The organism is Roseateles sp., assembly GCF_039929605.1.
In the GTDB taxonomy this organism is placed as follows: domain Bacteria; phylum Pseudomonadota; class Gammaproteobacteria; order Burkholderiales; family Burkholderiaceae_C; genus Pelomonas.
In genome coordinates, this window is the sequence record NZ_JBDSQX010000194.1 from 1 (window position 1) to 13,404 (window position 13,404).

18 protein-coding genes are annotated in these 13,404 nt (G+C 66.7%); 6 read left to right on the forward strand and 12 right to left on the reverse strand.

Annotated elements, in window-relative coordinates:
* The 3 genes from ABIS05_RS26195 to rpoH all read left to right on the forward strand — a co-directional run.
* A partial coding sequence (locus ABIS05_RS26195) for a response regulator (protein WP_348011539.1) occupies positions 1–319 on the forward strand: 319 nt, incomplete at its 5' end.
* Positions 320–351: 32 nt separating this feature from the next.
* Complete coding sequence (locus ABIS05_RS26200; protein ID WP_348011540.1) at positions 352–852, forward strand: chemotaxis protein CheW; 501 nt, start codon at positions 352–354, stop codon at positions 850–852.
* Between the two features lie 145 nt (positions 853–997).
* Positions 998–1,915 (forward strand): RNA polymerase sigma factor RpoH, encoded by a 918-nt coding sequence (gene rpoH, locus ABIS05_RS26205; protein WP_348011541.1) that lies wholly within the window; start codon positions 998–1,000, stop codon positions 1,913–1,915.
* Between the two features lie 44 nt (positions 1,916–1,959).
* On the opposite strand, the gene ABIS05_RS26210 is transcribed toward rpoH, so the two are convergent.
* The 5 genes from ABIS05_RS26210 to ABIS05_RS26230 are packed head-to-tail and all read right to left on the reverse strand — an operon-like array spanning position 1,960 to position 5,941.
* A complete protein-coding gene (locus ABIS05_RS26210) occupies positions 1,960–2,574 on the reverse strand; it encodes an SCO family protein (RefSeq protein ID WP_348011542.1) in 615 nt (204 codons plus the stop codon).
* Complete coding sequence (gene cyoE / locus ABIS05_RS26215) at positions 2,571–3,473, reverse strand: heme o synthase (protein ID WP_348011543.1); 903 nt, start codon at positions 3,471–3,473, stop codon at positions 2,571–2,573. The genes ABIS05_RS26210 and cyoE overlap by 4 nt, the downstream gene beginning before the upstream one ends.
* Positions 3,474–3,475: 2 nt before the next feature.
* Complete coding sequence (locus ABIS05_RS26220) at positions 3,476–4,576, reverse strand: COX15/CtaA family protein (RefSeq protein ID WP_348011544.1); 1,101 nt, start codon at positions 4,574–4,576, stop codon at positions 3,476–3,478.
* Positions 4,576–5,265 carry a hypothetical protein gene (locus ABIS05_RS26225; RefSeq protein ID WP_348011545.1) on the reverse strand — a complete coding sequence of 230 codons (690 nt, stop codon included), beginning with the start codon at positions 5,263–5,265 and terminating at the stop codon, positions 4,576–4,578. The genes ABIS05_RS26220 and ABIS05_RS26225 overlap by 1 nt, the downstream gene beginning before the upstream one ends.
* Positions 5,231–5,941, reverse strand: coding sequence for an SURF1 family protein (locus ABIS05_RS26230; protein ID WP_348011546.1), 711 nt, complete (start codon positions 5,939–5,941; stop codon positions 5,231–5,233). The genes ABIS05_RS26225 and ABIS05_RS26230 overlap by 35 nt, the downstream gene beginning before the upstream one ends.
* 30 nt (positions 5,942–5,971) lie before the next feature.
* Here ABIS05_RS26230 and ABIS05_RS26235 point away from each other — a divergent pair, with 30 nt between their 5' ends.
* On the forward strand, positions 5,972–6,190 hold the full coding sequence (locus ABIS05_RS26235) for a twin transmembrane helix small protein (protein ID WP_348011547.1): 219 nt from the start codon (positions 5,972–5,974) through the stop codon (positions 6,188–6,190).
* A gap of 56 nt (positions 6,191–6,246) precedes the next feature.
* On the opposite strand, the gene ABIS05_RS26240 is transcribed toward ABIS05_RS26235, so the two are convergent.
* The 7 genes from ABIS05_RS26240 to ABIS05_RS26270 form a co-directional block, all read right to left on the reverse strand.
* Positions 6,247–7,131 carry a cytochrome c oxidase subunit 3 gene (locus ABIS05_RS26240; protein ID WP_348011548.1) on the reverse strand — a complete coding sequence of 295 codons (885 nt, stop codon included), beginning with the start codon at positions 7,129–7,131 and terminating at the stop codon, positions 6,247–6,249.
* A 35-nt stretch (positions 7,132–7,166) separates the two neighbouring features.
* Positions 7,167–7,406, reverse strand: a complete 240-nt coding sequence (locus ABIS05_RS26245) for a DUF2970 domain-containing protein (protein ID WP_348011549.1) — start codon at positions 7,404–7,406, stop codon at positions 7,167–7,169.
* On the reverse strand, positions 7,403–8,017 hold the full coding sequence (locus ABIS05_RS26250) for a cytochrome c oxidase assembly protein (protein WP_348011550.1): 615 nt from the start codon (positions 8,015–8,017) through the stop codon (positions 7,403–7,405). The genes ABIS05_RS26245 and ABIS05_RS26250 overlap by 4 nt, the downstream gene beginning before the upstream one ends.
* A gap of 1 nt (position 8,018) precedes the next feature.
* Positions 8,019–8,129: a cytochrome oxidase small assembly protein gene (locus ABIS05_RS26255; RefSeq protein WP_348011551.1), complete on the reverse strand. Its 111-nt coding sequence runs from the start codon at positions 8,127–8,129 to the stop codon at positions 8,019–8,021.
* Between the two features lie 6 nt (positions 8,130–8,135).
* Positions 8,136–9,791, reverse strand: coding sequence for a cytochrome c oxidase subunit I (gene ctaD / locus ABIS05_RS26260; protein ID WP_348011552.1), 1,656 nt, complete (start codon positions 9,789–9,791; stop codon positions 8,136–8,138).
* A 28-nt stretch (positions 9,792–9,819) separates the two neighbouring features.
* Positions 9,820–11,010 carry a cytochrome c oxidase subunit II gene (gene coxB, locus ABIS05_RS26265; RefSeq protein WP_348011553.1) on the reverse strand — a complete coding sequence of 397 codons (1,191 nt, stop codon included), beginning with the start codon at positions 11,008–11,010 and terminating at the stop codon, positions 9,820–9,822.
* A gap of 181 nt (positions 11,011–11,191) precedes the next feature.
* Positions 11,192–12,109, reverse strand: coding sequence for a biotin synthase (locus ABIS05_RS26270; RefSeq protein WP_348011554.1), 918 nt, complete (start codon positions 12,107–12,109; stop codon positions 11,192–11,194).
* Positions 12,110–12,132: 23 nt separating this feature from the next.
* Between ABIS05_RS26270 and ABIS05_RS26275 the strand changes: the two genes are divergently transcribed.
* Together ABIS05_RS26275 and trmL are read left to right on the forward strand one after the other, a co-directional pair.
* Complete coding sequence (locus ABIS05_RS26275; protein WP_348011555.1) at positions 12,133–12,888, forward strand: ComF family protein; 756 nt, start codon at positions 12,133–12,135, stop codon at positions 12,886–12,888.
* A gap of 31 nt (positions 12,889–12,919) precedes the next feature.
* Positions 12,920–13,390 (forward strand): tRNA (uridine(34)/cytosine(34)/5-carboxymethylaminomethyluridine(34)-2'-O)-methyltransferase TrmL, encoded by a 471-nt coding sequence (trmL, locus tag ABIS05_RS26280; RefSeq protein ID WP_348011556.1) that lies wholly within the window; start codon positions 12,920–12,922, stop codon positions 13,388–13,390.
* The last annotated feature ends 14 nt before the right edge of the window (positions 13,391–13,404 follow it).

Here is a 13,404-nt window from a genome sequence, read left to right on the forward strand (position 1 = left end):
CCCCGGCATCGAGCTGGAGGTGGCAACCACCGTCGAAACCGGCCTGCGCGCGCTGCAGGAGCGCCCGCCGGACCTGCTGCTGCTGGACTGGGAACTGCCCGACGGCGACGGCCTGACGCTGTTGAGCCGCCTGCGCGAGCTGGGCATCGCGCCGCCGCCGGTGGTCGTCGTGTCCGCCAACGCCCAGCCGGAGCAAATCGCCGCCGCCCAGGTGGCGGGGGCCCAGCATTACCTGACCAAACCGCTGGACGTGCGCGAATTGCTGGCCCTGGTCGATGAATTGTTGGCACCGGGAGCCGAGTCGGACCGGGCAGAATAAGGGCTCAGCCTCCAACACGCAGCAGCGCCCCGATGAGCTCTACCGACCTCGTTCCAAGCACCGGCGCTCAGGCCGTGCAGACCCAGGGCCGCACGGACGGCCGCCAGTTCCTGACCTTCCGCATCAGCGAGGAAGAGTACGGCCTGAACATTCTGCGCGTGCAGGAAATCCGCTCCTACGAAGCTCCCACCCGCGTGGCCAACGCGCCGTCCTTCGTCAAGGGCGTCGTCAACCTGCGCGGCGTCATCGTGCCCATCCTGGACCTGCGCATCCGCCTGGGCCAGGCCAGCGAGTACAACGCCTTCACCGTCGTCATCGTGCTGAATGTGGGCGGCCGCGTGGTCGGCATCGTCGTTGACTCGGTCTCCGACGTGCTCGCGCTGACCGCCGACGAGATCAAGCCCCGCCCCGAGGTGCCGGCCGCGCTGGACGCGCGTTTCATCACCGGCTTGGGCAAGCTCGGCGAGCGCATGCTGATCCTGCTGGACATCGAGGCCATGATCAGAAGCCCCGATCTTGGCTTGGTTGACTAAGCAAAGTTAGCGCCCGCCCACTGTTTCAGCGATGGAAACACTGCGTTCCAGCTGACGCCGCCAGGCTCTTAGCACTCGATAGATCAGAGTGCTAATATGGCTTCACCGCCGCACTTCACGCGGCGGCTAGCTAGGAATCAAGACGATGTCTGCTTCTTCCACCATTGCCGTTCGCAGCCCCTGGGCCATGGTGCCCTCGCTGGGAAATCTGGACGCCTACATCACGGCCGTCAACCGCCTGCCGCTGCTGACGGCTGAGGAAGAACGCTCGGCCGCCACCAGCCTGCGCGACAACGGCGATGTAGAAGCCGCCGGCCGCATGGTGCTGTCGCATCTGCGCTTGGTCGTGTCCATCTCGCGCCAGTACGTGGGCTACGGCCTGCCCCAGGGTGACCTGATCCAGGAAGGCAACGTCGGACTGATGAAGGCCGTCAAGCGCTTCGACCCCGATCAGGGCGTGCGCTTGGTGAGCTACGCCATGCACTGGATCAAGGCCGAGATCCACGAGTACGTGCTGAAGAACTGGCGCATGGTCAAGGTCGCCACGACCAAGGCGCAGCGCAAGCTGTTCTTCAACCTGCGCTCGATGAAGCACCAGCTCAAGGCCAACCAGGCCGATGGCGCGACGCATCGCAACACGCTGACCGAGGCCGAGATCGCCCATGTGGCGAGCACGCTGAACGTCAAGCGCGAGGAAGTGCTGGAGATGGAGACCCGCATGTCGGGCGGCGACGTGGCCCTGGAGCCGCAGACCGACGACGAAGGTGAAAGCTTCGCTCCCATCGCCTACCTGGCCGACGACAGCAGCGAGCCGACGCGCGTTATCGAGGCCCGCTCGCGCGACGATCTCGCCGGCAACGGCATCCACCGCGCGCTGGACGTGCTGGACCCGCGCAGCCGCCGCATCGTCGAGGAGCGCTGGCTGAAGGTGAACGACGACAGCTCCGGCGGCATGACGCTACATGAGCTGGCGGCGGAGTACGGCGTGTCGGCCGAGCGCATTCGCCAGATCGAAGTGGCGGCGATGAAGAAGATGAAGAAGGCACTGACCGAAGCTGCCTGAGCTTCTTCTGCGTCCAAAAGCAAAGGCCCCTTTCGGGGCCTTTGTCATTTCTTGCCGGCCTCGGCCAACAGCAACTTGATGTCGTCCGCCAGCGGCTGGGCGCCGGCGCCGTAGCGCACGTAGACGCGCACGCGCCCTTCGGTGTCGAGGATGAAGCTCGCGGCCGTGTGGTCCATCGTGTAGGTCTCGGGCGTCTTGCCGGGCACCTTGGCGTAGAAGACCTTGAACTCCTTGGCTGCAGCCTTGGTCTGCTCCTCGCTGCCACGCAGGCCGACGAAGCTGGGGTCGAAGCTGCCCAGGTAGGCCTTCAGCAGCGCCGCCGTGTCGCGCTCCGGGTCGATGGTGACGAAGATGCCCTGCACCTTGTCGCCCTCGGCGCCCAGCGACCGCTTGACCTCGGCCACCTCGGCCATCGTCGTCGGGCAGACGTCGGGGCACTGCGTGTAGCCGAAGAAGATCACCAACACCTTGCCCTTGAAGTCGGCCAGCGAGCGGGCGCGGCCTTCTTGATCGGTGAGGTTCAGCGTGCGGGCGTACTCGGCGCCGGTGAGATCGATGCCCTTGAAGGCGAGTTTGTCGGGGCTGGCCTTCTGGCAGCCGGCAAGTGTCAATGCAGTCAACGCAGTCAGCGCTGCCAAGGCAAAACGACGGGTGTTCATGCGATGTAGTGGTCGATCAACAGGGCCGCGAAGAGCAGCGACAGATGCCAGATGGAGAACCAGAAGGTCCGCCGCGCGAGCATCTCCGAATACGAGCGCCAGAGCCGGAAGGCATAGCCACAAAAGCCCAGACCCAGCAGAACCGCGCTGACGAGATAGAACCAGCCGCTCATGCCGGTCAGGAAGGGCAACAGCGTGGCGGCGAACAGCACCCAGGTGTAGAGCAGGATCTGCAGTCGCGTGTAGTCGTTGCCGTGGGTGACGGGCAGCATGGGCAGGCCGGCGCGGGCGTAGTCCTCGGCGCGGTACAGCGCCAGCGCCCAGAAGTGCGGCGGCGTCCACAGGAAGATGATCAGGCAGAGCAGCCAGGGCTCAGGCCCGAGGTCACCGCGCAGCGCGGCCCAGCCCAGCACCGGCGGCATGGCGCCCGAGGCGCCGCCGATGACGATGTTCTGCGGCGTCATCGGCTTGAGGATGACGGTGTAGATGACCGCGTAGCCGATGAAGGTGGCGAAGGTCAGCCACATCGTCAGCACGTTGACGTAGACACCCAGCAAGACCATGCCGGCGGCGCACAGCAGGCCCGAGAAGGCCAGCGTCTGCTTGCGGCTGAGCTCGCCCTTGGCCGTGGCGCGCCAGGCGGTGCGCTTCATGCGCGCGTCGATGCCGTCTTCGATGAGGCAGTTGAAGGCCGCAGCCGCGCCGGCCACGAGCCAGATGCCGGCGACCGCCGCGAGCATGGTCAGCGCCTGAGACATGTCGGGCAGGCCGGGCACGGCCAGGGCCATGCCGATGGCGGCGCAGAAGACGATGAGCTGGACGACGCGCGGCTTGGTCAGCTGGTAGAACTGCTGCCAGCGTGGGCTGTGCACGAGGGCACTGGCGGTGGAGGTCGACATGGTCAGGGCAGCGCCTTCTTCAGGCGAGCAAGCAAGGTGGTGAGCAGGGCCAGCAGCATGGCGGCGCCGGCGGTGTGGCCCAGGGCCGCGACGATGGGCCAGTCGAGCACGACGTTGGACAGGCCTGTGACAAGCTGCCAGCCGGCGGCGGCCAGCAACCAGCGCGACCAGTTCGGCGCATGCCGGCGCAGCAGCCAGGCCAGGCCGAGGATGGCCGTGAAGACGATAGCTGCGCCGATGCGGTGGGCCATGTGGATGGCGGCCAGCGCTTCGAAACTGAGGAAGCCGCCACCGGCGCGGTGGCCGAGTTCGCGCCAAAGCTGGAAGCCCTGGGCGAAGTCCAGCGCCGGCCACCACTGGCCGTTATGGCAGGTGGGGAACTCATCGCAGGCGAGCACCGCGTAGTTCGTGCTGACCCAGCCGCCCAGCGCGACCTGAATGATCGCCAGCACGAGCACGGCCACCACCGCAGCACGCAGCGTCTGCGGCACGGCGAGCGGGCGCGGCTCATAGGCTTCGTGCTGCCAGGGCAGCAACATCAGCAGGCCGACGCCGAACAGTAGATGCAGAGTGACGATGGCCGGGAAAAGCTTCATCGTCACGGTCAGCGCGCCGAACGCGCCCTGCACGCAGACCCAGACCAGCGTCAGCGTCGGCAGCCAGGGCGAAGGCACGCGCTCGCGCTGCCCGTCGTGGTGCTCGAGCCGCTTGAGGCGCCAGCTGAGCACCGTCATGACGAGGATCAGCAGTCCCACGCCGCTGGCGAGGTAGCGGTGCGTCATCTCGATCCAGGCCTTGCCGTGCGTGACCGGGCCGGTCGGCATAGCCGCCTGCGCCGCCTCGATGTGCTCGCGCGCGCCGACCGGGCTGGCTGAGCTGTAGCAGCCGGGCCAGTCGGGGCAGCCCAAGCCGGAGTCGGTCAGGCGCGTGAAGGCACCGAAGACGATGAGGTCGAAGGTCAGAAACAACGTCAGCGCGGTGAGCGCGCGCAACCGGCCGGTCGATGTGCTGGCGCGCGAGCGTTGACGCCACCACAGCAGCGGCCCGATGGCGACGGCGCCGCCGATCGCGGCCACTTGGCCGAGTGGGAGCAGGCTGTCCATCATCGGCCTGCGGTGTCCCAGCTGGCGCTGGCCTTCAGCAGCTTGTTGAGGTCGGCCAGCAGCTTCTTGGGCTCGGGCTCGGCCGGCGTGCGCTCCATCCAGCGGTTCATCGGGTCGATGACGAAGAAGTGATCTGCCAGCTTGCGGCCGTCAGCGGGCTTCAGCCAGGCAGCCAGACGGTCGGCCGGCACGCGCAACACGGTGACCTCGGCGCCCTTCTGCGTCACGGCGGCCAGCACCTCGGGGCGCGGCGTGCCGGCATCGGGAATCAGCCAGAGCTTGTCGACACGTGGGCGCTCCTTGCCCAGCATCTCGCGCACCTGGCGCTGCACGAAGAGCTGGCGCTCGCAAGCGGCCGGGCAGTCCGAGCCGTGCACGACGGCCAGCAGCCATTGGCCACGCAGCGCGGCCGGCGAGACGGGCTGGCCCTGCAGGTCGGTGAGCGGCAGGTCCGCCGGCATGTCGACGGCCGGCGCGATCAACTCGCCGTAGGCCGAGCCGCTCGGCTTGACGACATAGAAGGTGAAGTAGGACGCGATGACCGGCGCCGCGCAGGTGGCCACCACCAGCAGCATCTTCCAGCGGCCGGCGCGTTGCGCACCGCGAGCATGGACACGCGGGTCGGGCAGGCTGTGCACCGCAAAGCTCAGCGGCTCAGGAGGGCTGGCGGCGGAGCCGGGGGCGGACAAGTTGGAACCAGGCATAGAGGACGAGGATCAGCGCGCAGAGCGAGAACCATTGAAAGGCGTAGCCGTAGTGTTTGTGAAGGCCGAGATCCGGCGCCGGCCAGTGGCGCAGCAAGCCGTCGTCGGCACTGGCGGTGGTCTGCACGACGGTCAGCGGCAGCAGCGTCAGGCCCGCTTCGGCGCCGTAAGCCACAGGGTCGAGATTCTGCCGGATCGGCCCGGCCGAACCCTCGCCCAACTGATAGAGCCGCGAAGGCGAGGCGGCCAGGCGGCCGATCACCTCGACCTCGCCTGCCGGCGTCGTCAGCGGCGGCAAGCGGCTGCGCTCCACCGAATGGCGCGGCGCCCAGCCGCGTTGCACGAGGACGGCCTCGGAGCGCCCGGCCAGGCGCAGCGGCGTGACGACGAAGAAGCCGGCGCGGCCGTCCATGGGGCGGTTGTCCAGCCAGACGGTGTGCGCGACCACCCAGGTGCCGCGCAGCGCGACGCGCCGGTGCAGTTGATCGGCGCTGGCCAGTTCGGCATTGCCGAGGGCCGGTCGTTGCCCTTCAGCGTCCAGTGCCGCCTGGAGGCTGACCTTCTGCGCCGCCCGGTCGAGCTGCCAGACGCCCAGGCGGGCCGTCAACGCAGCGCCGACGAGGGTGGCCAGCAGCACCAGCCAGCCGCGCCGCGTCAGCACGGCGAGACCCCGGGCGGATAATCCACAGCCATGAAATTCGTGATCCTGATCGCCTTCATCGGCATCCTCGGCGCGCTGGCGGCCGCTGGCTTCTTCATGCTGCGCAAGGGGCGCGGCGACCGGCGCAGCCCGAACATGGCGCGAGCACTGGCGGTTCGCGTCGGTGTGTCGGTGGCGCTGTTTCTCGTCATCCTGCTGAGCTGGTGGATGGGCTGGATACACCCGACCGGGGTGCCACTGAGCCGCTGAAGTTCAAAAAAAAGCGCCGCTTCTGCGGCGCTTTGTTTGTGCAGCGCCGGGGCGCCCTACATCCAGTAGACGACGATGTACAGGCCCAGCCAGACGACGTCGACGAAGTGCCAGTACCAGGCCGCACCTTCGAAGCCGAAGTGACGATCGGCCGTGAAGTGGCCCTTCATCAGCCGGATCGTGATGAACAGCAGCATCAGCATGCCCACGAAGACGTGGAAGCCGTGGAAGCCGGTCAGCATGAAGAAGGTGGAGCCGAACACACCCGAACTGAGCTTGAGGTTGAGTTCGGTGTAAGCGTGGTGGTATTCGAAGGCCTGGAAACCGAGGAAGGTCACGCCCAGAAGCACGGTGATCCACATCCAGGCGATGGTCTTGGCGCGATGGCCGGCGATCAGCGCATGGTGGGCGATGGTCAGCGTCACGCCCGAGGTCAGCAGCAGCGCGGTGTTGATCGTCGGGATGGGCCAGGGGCCCATCGTGCTGAAGGGCTCGACCGTGCCGCCCGGTGCGGCCGTGAAGCCAGCAGCGCTGCTCGGCCAGATGGCCTTGAAGTCGGGCCACAGCAGGCCGTTCTCGAGGCTGCCCAGCGACGGCACGGAGTGCACCCGCGCCCAGTAAAGCGCGCCGAAGAACGCGGCGAAGAACATCACCTCCGAGAAGATGAACCAGCCCATGCTCCAGCGGAAAGAGACATCGATGCGGTCGCTGTAGAGGCCGCTCTCGCTCTCGCCGATGGCCTGGCGGAACCACTGCTGCAGCACGAAGGCCCAGAACAGCAGTCCACCGAACAGCGAATACATGCCCCAGCCGTGGCCGTTGACCCATTGGCCCGCGCCCAGGATGACGAAGAACAGGCCGATGGCGGCCATCACCGGATGCCGCGAGGGCGCCGGGATGAAGTAGTACGGGGTCTTGCCCGGGGTAGTCGCTGCCGACATATTGTTCTCCTCGTTAACCTTGTTGCAACCGACGTTCAGGCGCCGGCCACGCCACTGCTGATGACCCAACGGACCAGCAGCACCAGCACCAATACAAACAGGGCCGCGCCCAGCACGCCCGCAATGATCACGTGCACCGGGTTGAGCTTGGCCATGTCTTGCTCATGGTCCTTGCCCCGGCGCACGCCGAAAAAACTCCAGGCCACGGCCGAGATCGTCTGGCGCAGCGAGGCCTTGCGGCCTATTGCGTCCTTGAAATCCTGGCCCGGCTTCACAGCGCACCACCCTTCGCGGAAGCGCCCTGTGGCGCCTGTCCCAGCTTCACACCGCCCTTGCCCGCCACCTCGAAGAAGGTATAGGACAGGGTGATGGTCTTCACATCCTTGGGCAGCTTGGGGTCGATGACGAACACGACCGGCCACTGCTTGCTTTCGCCCGGCTTCAACGTGTACTCGTTGAAGCAGAAGCACTCGAGCTTGTTGAAATGCGCCATGGCCTGCTTGGGCGCGTAGCTCGGGATCGCCTGCGCGGCCATCGTGCGGTCCTGCATGTTGCGGAACTCGTACATGACCGTGGTCAGCTCGCCCGGGTGGACCGTGAGGTGCCGCACCGCAGGCTTGAAATCCCAGGGCCCGCGGGCGTTAGTGTCGAACTCGACCGTGATCTCGCGACTGAAGTCGATCTGGCCGTTGCCGTTGGCCAGCCCCTTGTCGCCCAGCACAGTCTGGCGTTCGGCCAGCGACAGCACGTTGATGCCGAGCGCGCTGCAGATCGCCCTGTAGAGCGGCACCAGCGCATAGCCAAAGCCGAACATCAACGCGACGACGACCGCCAGCTTGCCGACGAGCTGGCGGTTGTCGCGATGCAGGGCGGCCAGGAAGTTCATGTCAGTGGGCGAGCATGACCATCTTGGCGACGAAGCCCAGGCCGAAGACCAGCGCGATCGACAGCAGGATCAATCCCAATCGACGGTTGGCCTTGCGCTGTTCCGGTGTCATGTCAGATTACCCAATGATCTTGGTGGCCGAAGCGTCCAGCTTGGGCGGCACTTCGAAGGTGTGGAAAGGCGCCGGCGACGGCACTTCCCATTCCAGACCTTCGGCGGCTTCCCAAGGCTTCTGGGGAGCCTTCGCACCCTTGCCGCGCATCGCCGGCACGACGATGAAAAGGAAGAACAGCACTTGCGTGATCCCGAAACCGAAGGCACCGATGCTGGCAACTTGGTTGAAGTCGGTGAACTGCATCGGGTAGTCGGCGTAGCGCCGCGGCATGCCGGCCAGCCCCAGGAAGTGCATCGGGAAGAACGTGATGTTGAAGAACACCAGGGAGGCCCAGAAGTGCCACTTGCCGCGCGTCTCCGAATACATCACCCCGGTCCACTTCGGCGACCAGTAGTAGTAGCCGGCGAACATGCCGAACAGCGAGCCGGCCACCAGCACGTAGTGGAAGTGGGCCACGACGTAGTAGGTATCTTGCAGTTGGATGTCGATCGGCGCCATGGCCAGGATGAGGCCGGTGAAGCCGCCCATCGTGAACACGAAGATGAAGCCGACCGCGAACAGCATGGGCGCCTCGAAGGTCATCGAGCCGCGCCACATCGTCGCCAGCCAGTTGAAGATCTTCACACCCGTGGGCACCGCGATCAGCATGGTCGCGTACATGAAGAACAGCTGGCCCGTCACCGGCATGCCGGTAGCGAACATGTGGTGGGCCCAGACGATGAAGGACAGGATGGCGATGGAGGCCGTCGCGTACACCATCGATGCGTAGCCGAACAGGCGCTTGCGGGCGAAGGCCGGCACGATCTGGCTGACGATGCCGAAGGCCGGCAAGATCATGATGTAGACCTCGGGGTGGCCGAAGAACCAGAAGATGTGCTGGTACATCACCGGGTCGCCGCCGCCAGCGGGATTGAAGAAGGCGGTGCCGAAGTGGCGGTCCGTCAGCGTCATCGTGATGGCGCCGGCCAGCACGGGCATGACGGCGATCAGCAGGTAGGCGGTGATGAGCCACGTCCACGCGAACATCGGCATCTTCATCAGCGTCATGCCGGGGGCGCGCATGTTGAGGATGGTCACGACGATGTTGATCGAGCCCATGATGGACGAGGCGCCCATGATGTGCATCGCGAAGATGCCGGCGTCCATCGACGGGCCCATCTGCAGCGTCAGCGGCGCGTACAGCGTCCAGCCGGCGGCGGGCGCGCCACCGGGCATGAAGAAGCTGCCGACCAGCATCAGCGCTGCGGGGATCAGCAGCCAGAAGCTGAAGTTGTTCATCCGCGCGAAGGCCATGTCTCCCGCGCCGATTTGCAGCGGGATCATCCAGTTCGCGAAGCCGACGAAGGCCGGCATGATGGCCCCGAACACCATGATCAGACCGTGCATGGTCGTGAACTGGTTGAAGAGTTCGGGGTTGAAGAACTGCAGGCCCGGCTGGAACAGCTCGGCGCGGATGCACAGGGCCAGGATGCCGCCGATCATCAGCATCGTGAAGCTGAACAGCAGATACAGCGTGCCGATGTCCTTGTGGTTGGTGGCGAAGACCCAGCGCCGCCAGCCGCTCGGGGCGTGGTCGTGGTGGTCGTCGTGATGGTCGTCGTGGCCATGGTCGCCAACGTGGCCACCGTGAACGCCGTTAGGGGGGAGCACTGCACTCATTTGGATTCCTCGGATTCGGCGTTCGGAATTACTTGCGGGCCGCGACGATTTCGGCCGGCTGAACGGTCTGGCCCGTCTTGTTGGACCAGCTGTTCTTCGTGTACGTGATGACGGCAGCGATATCGGTGTCACTGAGCTGCTTCCACGTCGGCATGCCCTTGTCGAGGCGACCGTTCAGCACGACCTCGATCTGCTTGAGCTTGTCGGCGTCCAGAACGACGGGCGAATGATCGAGCGGCTTGACGGGACCGGCACCACTGCCGTCGGCCTTGTGGCAGGCCGCGCAGTTGGCGCCATAGACCTTCTCGCCGCGAGCGATGAGCGCCGCCTGCTCCCAGACCTTGCTCGGGTCGTCGGCCTTGGCGGCGATTTCCTTCTGCTTGACTGCCACCCACGCGGTGTAGTCCTCGGCGGACACGACCTTCACGTGGATCGGCATGTAGGCGTGTTCCTTGCCGCACAGCTCGGCGCACTGGCCGTAGAAGTCGCCGAGCTTCTCGGCCTTGAACCATGCGTCGCGCACGAATCCGGGGATGGCATCCTGCTTGACGCCGAACGCCGGCACCATCCAGGCGTGGATGACGTCATTGGCCGTCGTGATGATGCGGATCTTCTTGTCCACCGGCACGACCAGCGGGTTGTCGACCTTCAGCAGGTAGTTGTCGACCTTCTCGGGGTGGCCGGAGTCGGAGGATTCGCGCTGGGCGGTGTCGAGCGTGGCCAGGAAGCCGATGCCCTCGCCCTCGCCCTTCAGGTAGTCGTAGCCCCACTTCCACTGGTAGCCGGTGGCCTTGATGGTCACGTCGGCATTCGTGGTGTCCTTCATCGCGACGACGACCTTGGTGGCCGGCAGCGCCATGCCGATGACGATCAGCAGCGGCACCACGGTCCAGGCGATCTCGACGGCAACGCTTTCGTGGAAGTTGGCCGACACCGCACCCTTGGATTTGCGGTGCTTGAAGATCGAATAGAACATCACGCCGAACACCGCCACGAAGATGACGAGGCAGACGACCAGCATGAAGTTGTGCAACCACATCTGATCCCGCGCGATACCCGTGACCGGGTCGTGCAGATTGAGCTGATTGACGCCCGGGCCGCCTTTGAGGTCGTTCACCGCGAGGGCTGAACCCGTTGCCAGGGCCACCGTCACCGCCACGGCGGCCCGCTGGGCCCAGCCGCGTGAGGCGCTATGCACTCGTGCGTTCATCATCGTCATGGTTGTCACTTGGTTCTTTGAAGAGCAGGACTCGCTGGTCCGCCCAACGCGAAGGAATGGGCCGGACCTGCTGCCGAAAGATCCGGATTGGGCCGGGTTCTACCCTTGACCCTCTTAGCGGCCCGGGATTTTAGCCCGAGGTCACCAGGGTGACCGCCGCAGGCCAGCCCCTGGGAATCACCTAGGAGCGCCCCTTGCGCAGGGTGGCGCGCATAGCATCGACCGAGACGTGGGTTTCTGATGCCATGGTGAGCCTGGGCGCCGCCTTGAAAGCGTGGCCAAAGACAAGCTCGAGCGTCAGCCCCAACCGCCCGTCGGCGCCGCGCAGGCTTTCCAGTTGCGCGACGAGTTCTGCCCGCCAGCTGCGGCCGCGCAGGCCGGCGAAACGCGCCGGGGCGAGATTGCCACCCAGCGCGCGCAGGTCGGCCAAGAGGGTTTCAGGATCCGCCCAGGTCAGGCGAAGTCGCTCCTGATCCATCACCGGGTCGGCGAAGCCGGCCTTGAGCACCAGGTCGCCGATGTCGTGCATGTCCCACCAGTCCGGCGCGGGGCGCCCCCAGCCGGCGCGCTTGTACAGCGGGCGCAGCTCGACGAAGCTGTCCGGCCCGAGGCACGAGAACATGACGAAGCCGCCGACCGCCAGGCTGGCCTGCCATGCGCTCAACAAACCGGGTAGGTCGGCGCTGGCATGCAGGGCCATGTTGGACCACAGCAGCTCGACCTCGGGCATGACCGGCAGCGCGTCGACCTGACCAGAGCCCGCGCCACGCAGCTTCTGCCACCAGCCCAGGGACCGCGCACCCGCCGCGCGCTCGGCCAGCGCCGGGTCGGCCTCGTGCCAGCGCATCTCTGCCTTGGGGTAGGCCAGCCGCAACAGCTCGGTGCTCGCGCCCAGCGCGGGCGAGGCGTCCAGCACGCGGGCCGGCTGCAGCTTGATGAAGGGCAGGCGCTCGGCCATGCGGCGTGCGGCCTCGGCATGCAGCCAGGGCGGCTGCGCGGCTGTGGCCAGGCGCCTGGCATGGCGTCGCAGCGCGGCGACGTCGAGATCCTGAGGCCGCGGCCCCTTGTTTGAAGTGGGGGTCGGGGCCGGCTCGTTCATGGGCCGGTCAGTATATTGAGCCGATGCCCGAAAGCTCCCCGGCCAAGCCCAAGCCCGCCTTCGTCGAGCGGGTGCTGTTGCGCTGCGCCGGCCAGTGCGCCGTCTGCCGCGCCTGGAGCCACCAGACGATCTGCGAGCAATGCCTGGCCCTCTACGCACGCCCGCAACCCCGCTGCTGGACCTGCGCCGCGCGACTCCCGCTGGCGCTGACGTCCAGGCCTCATCCACAGTGCGGGCGCTGCCTCGTCGATGCCCCGCCGCTGGACCGCACGGTGGCCGCGCTGGACTACCGCTTCCCCTGGGACGGCCTGCTCCAGCACTTCAAGTACCACCAAGCTTTGGAACTGCGCGAAAGCCTGCTGGAGCGACTGAACTCGGCGCTAGGCTCCGCCGAGGTCGCCACGCCGGATTGGCTGCTGCCGGTGCCGCTGTCCGTCGAGCGGTTGCGCGAGCGCGGCTACAACCAGGCGCACGAAATGGCCAAGGCGCTGGCGCGGCGACGCGGCCTGCGCTGCGAGCCCGACATGCTGCTGCGCGTGCGCCACAACGCCGCCCAGGCTGGCCTCAAGCTGCAGGAACGCGCGGCCAACGTGCGCGGCGTCTTCGCCGTCGAGCCGCTGAAGGCGCCCCGGCTGCAAGGCGCCAGCGTCGCCGTGCTGGACGACGTGATGACCAGCGGCGCCACGCTGTTCGAACTGGCCCGCGTGCTGCTGCAAGCCGGCGCGATGAGCGTGCAGGCCTGGGTCATCGCAAGGACGCCGGAGCCCGGGGACGAGTAACAACGATGGGCTGACGGGATACTCCCGTCCCATGTTCCACATCGTCCTCGTCCACCCCGAAATCCCGCCCAATACCGGCAACGTGATCCGGCTCGCGGCCAATACCGGCTGCACGCTGCACCTCATCGAGCCGCTGGGGTTCTCGATGGAAGACAAGCTGCTGCAACGAGCGGGGCTGGACTATCACGAGTACGCCCGCGTGCAACGCCATGCCGACTGGGCGGCCTTCCTGGCTGCCGAGTCCCCCGAGCCGGCACGCATGTTCGCCTTCACGACGCGCGGCAGCCGGCCTTTCGGTGACGTGAGCTGGCAGCCGGGCGACTATTTCGTCTTCGGCAGCGAGACCGCCGGCCTGCCGCCCGCGCTGCGCGACGGCTTTGCGCTCGAACAGCGCGTTCGCCTGCCGATGCGCGAGGGCCAACGCAGCCTCAACCTGAGCAACAGCGTCGCCGTGGCCGTGTTCGAAGCCTGGCGGCAGAACGGCTACGCGGGCGGCGCTTGACAGGCGAAGCGCCC

Bases quoted from the DNA above. Each gene is read 5' to 3' on its own strand.
- trmL (WP_348011556.1), top strand. From the start codon at position 12,920: ATGTTCCACATCGTCCTCGTCCACCCCGAAATCCCGCCCAATACCGGC.
- ABIS05_RS26255 (WP_348011551.1), bottom strand. From the start codon at position 8,129: ATGACACCGGAACAGCGCAAGGCCAACCGTCGATTGGGATTGATCCTG.
- ABIS05_RS26270 (WP_348011554.1), bottom strand. From the start codon at position 12,109: ATGAACGAGCCGGCCCCGACCCCCACTTCAAACAAGGGGCCGCGGCCT.
- ABIS05_RS26275 (WP_348011555.1), top strand. From the start codon at position 12,133: ATGCCCGAAAGCTCCCCGGCCAAGCCCAAGCCCGCCTTCGTCGAGCGG.
- ABIS05_RS26200 (WP_348011540.1), top strand. From the start codon at position 352: ATGAGCTCTACCGACCTCGTTCCAAGCACCGGCGCTCAGGCCGTGCAG.
- ABIS05_RS26240 (WP_348011548.1), bottom strand. From the start codon at position 7,131: ATGTCGGCAGCGACTACCCCGGGCAAGACCCCGTACTACTTCATCCCG.
- ABIS05_RS26235 (WP_348011547.1), top strand. From the start codon at position 5,972: ATGAAATTCGTGATCCTGATCGCCTTCATCGGCATCCTCGGCGCGCTG.
- ABIS05_RS26250 (WP_348011550.1), bottom strand. From the start codon at position 8,017: ATGAACTTCCTGGCCGCCCTGCATCGCGACAACCGCCAGCTCGTCGGC.
- ctaD (WP_348011552.1), bottom strand. From the start codon at position 9,791: ATGAGTGCAGTGCTCCCCCCTAACGGCGTTCACGGTGGCCACGTTGGC.
- coxB (WP_348011553.1), bottom strand. From the start codon at position 11,010: ATGACGATGATGAACGCACGAGTGCATAGCGCCTCACGCGGCTGGGCC.
- ABIS05_RS26210 (WP_348011542.1), bottom strand. From the start codon at position 2,574: ATGAACACCCGTCGTTTTGCCTTGGCAGCGCTGACTGCGTTGACTGCA.
- rpoH (WP_348011541.1), top strand. From the start codon at position 998: ATGTCTGCTTCTTCCACCATTGCCGTTCGCAGCCCCTGGGCCATGGTG.
- cyoE (WP_348011543.1), bottom strand. From the start codon at position 3,473: ATGTCGACCTCCACCGCCAGTGCCCTCGTGCACAGCCCACGCTGGCAG.
- ABIS05_RS26220 (WP_348011544.1), bottom strand. From the start codon at position 4,576: ATGGACAGCCTGCTCCCACTCGGCCAAGTGGCCGCGATCGGCGGCGCC.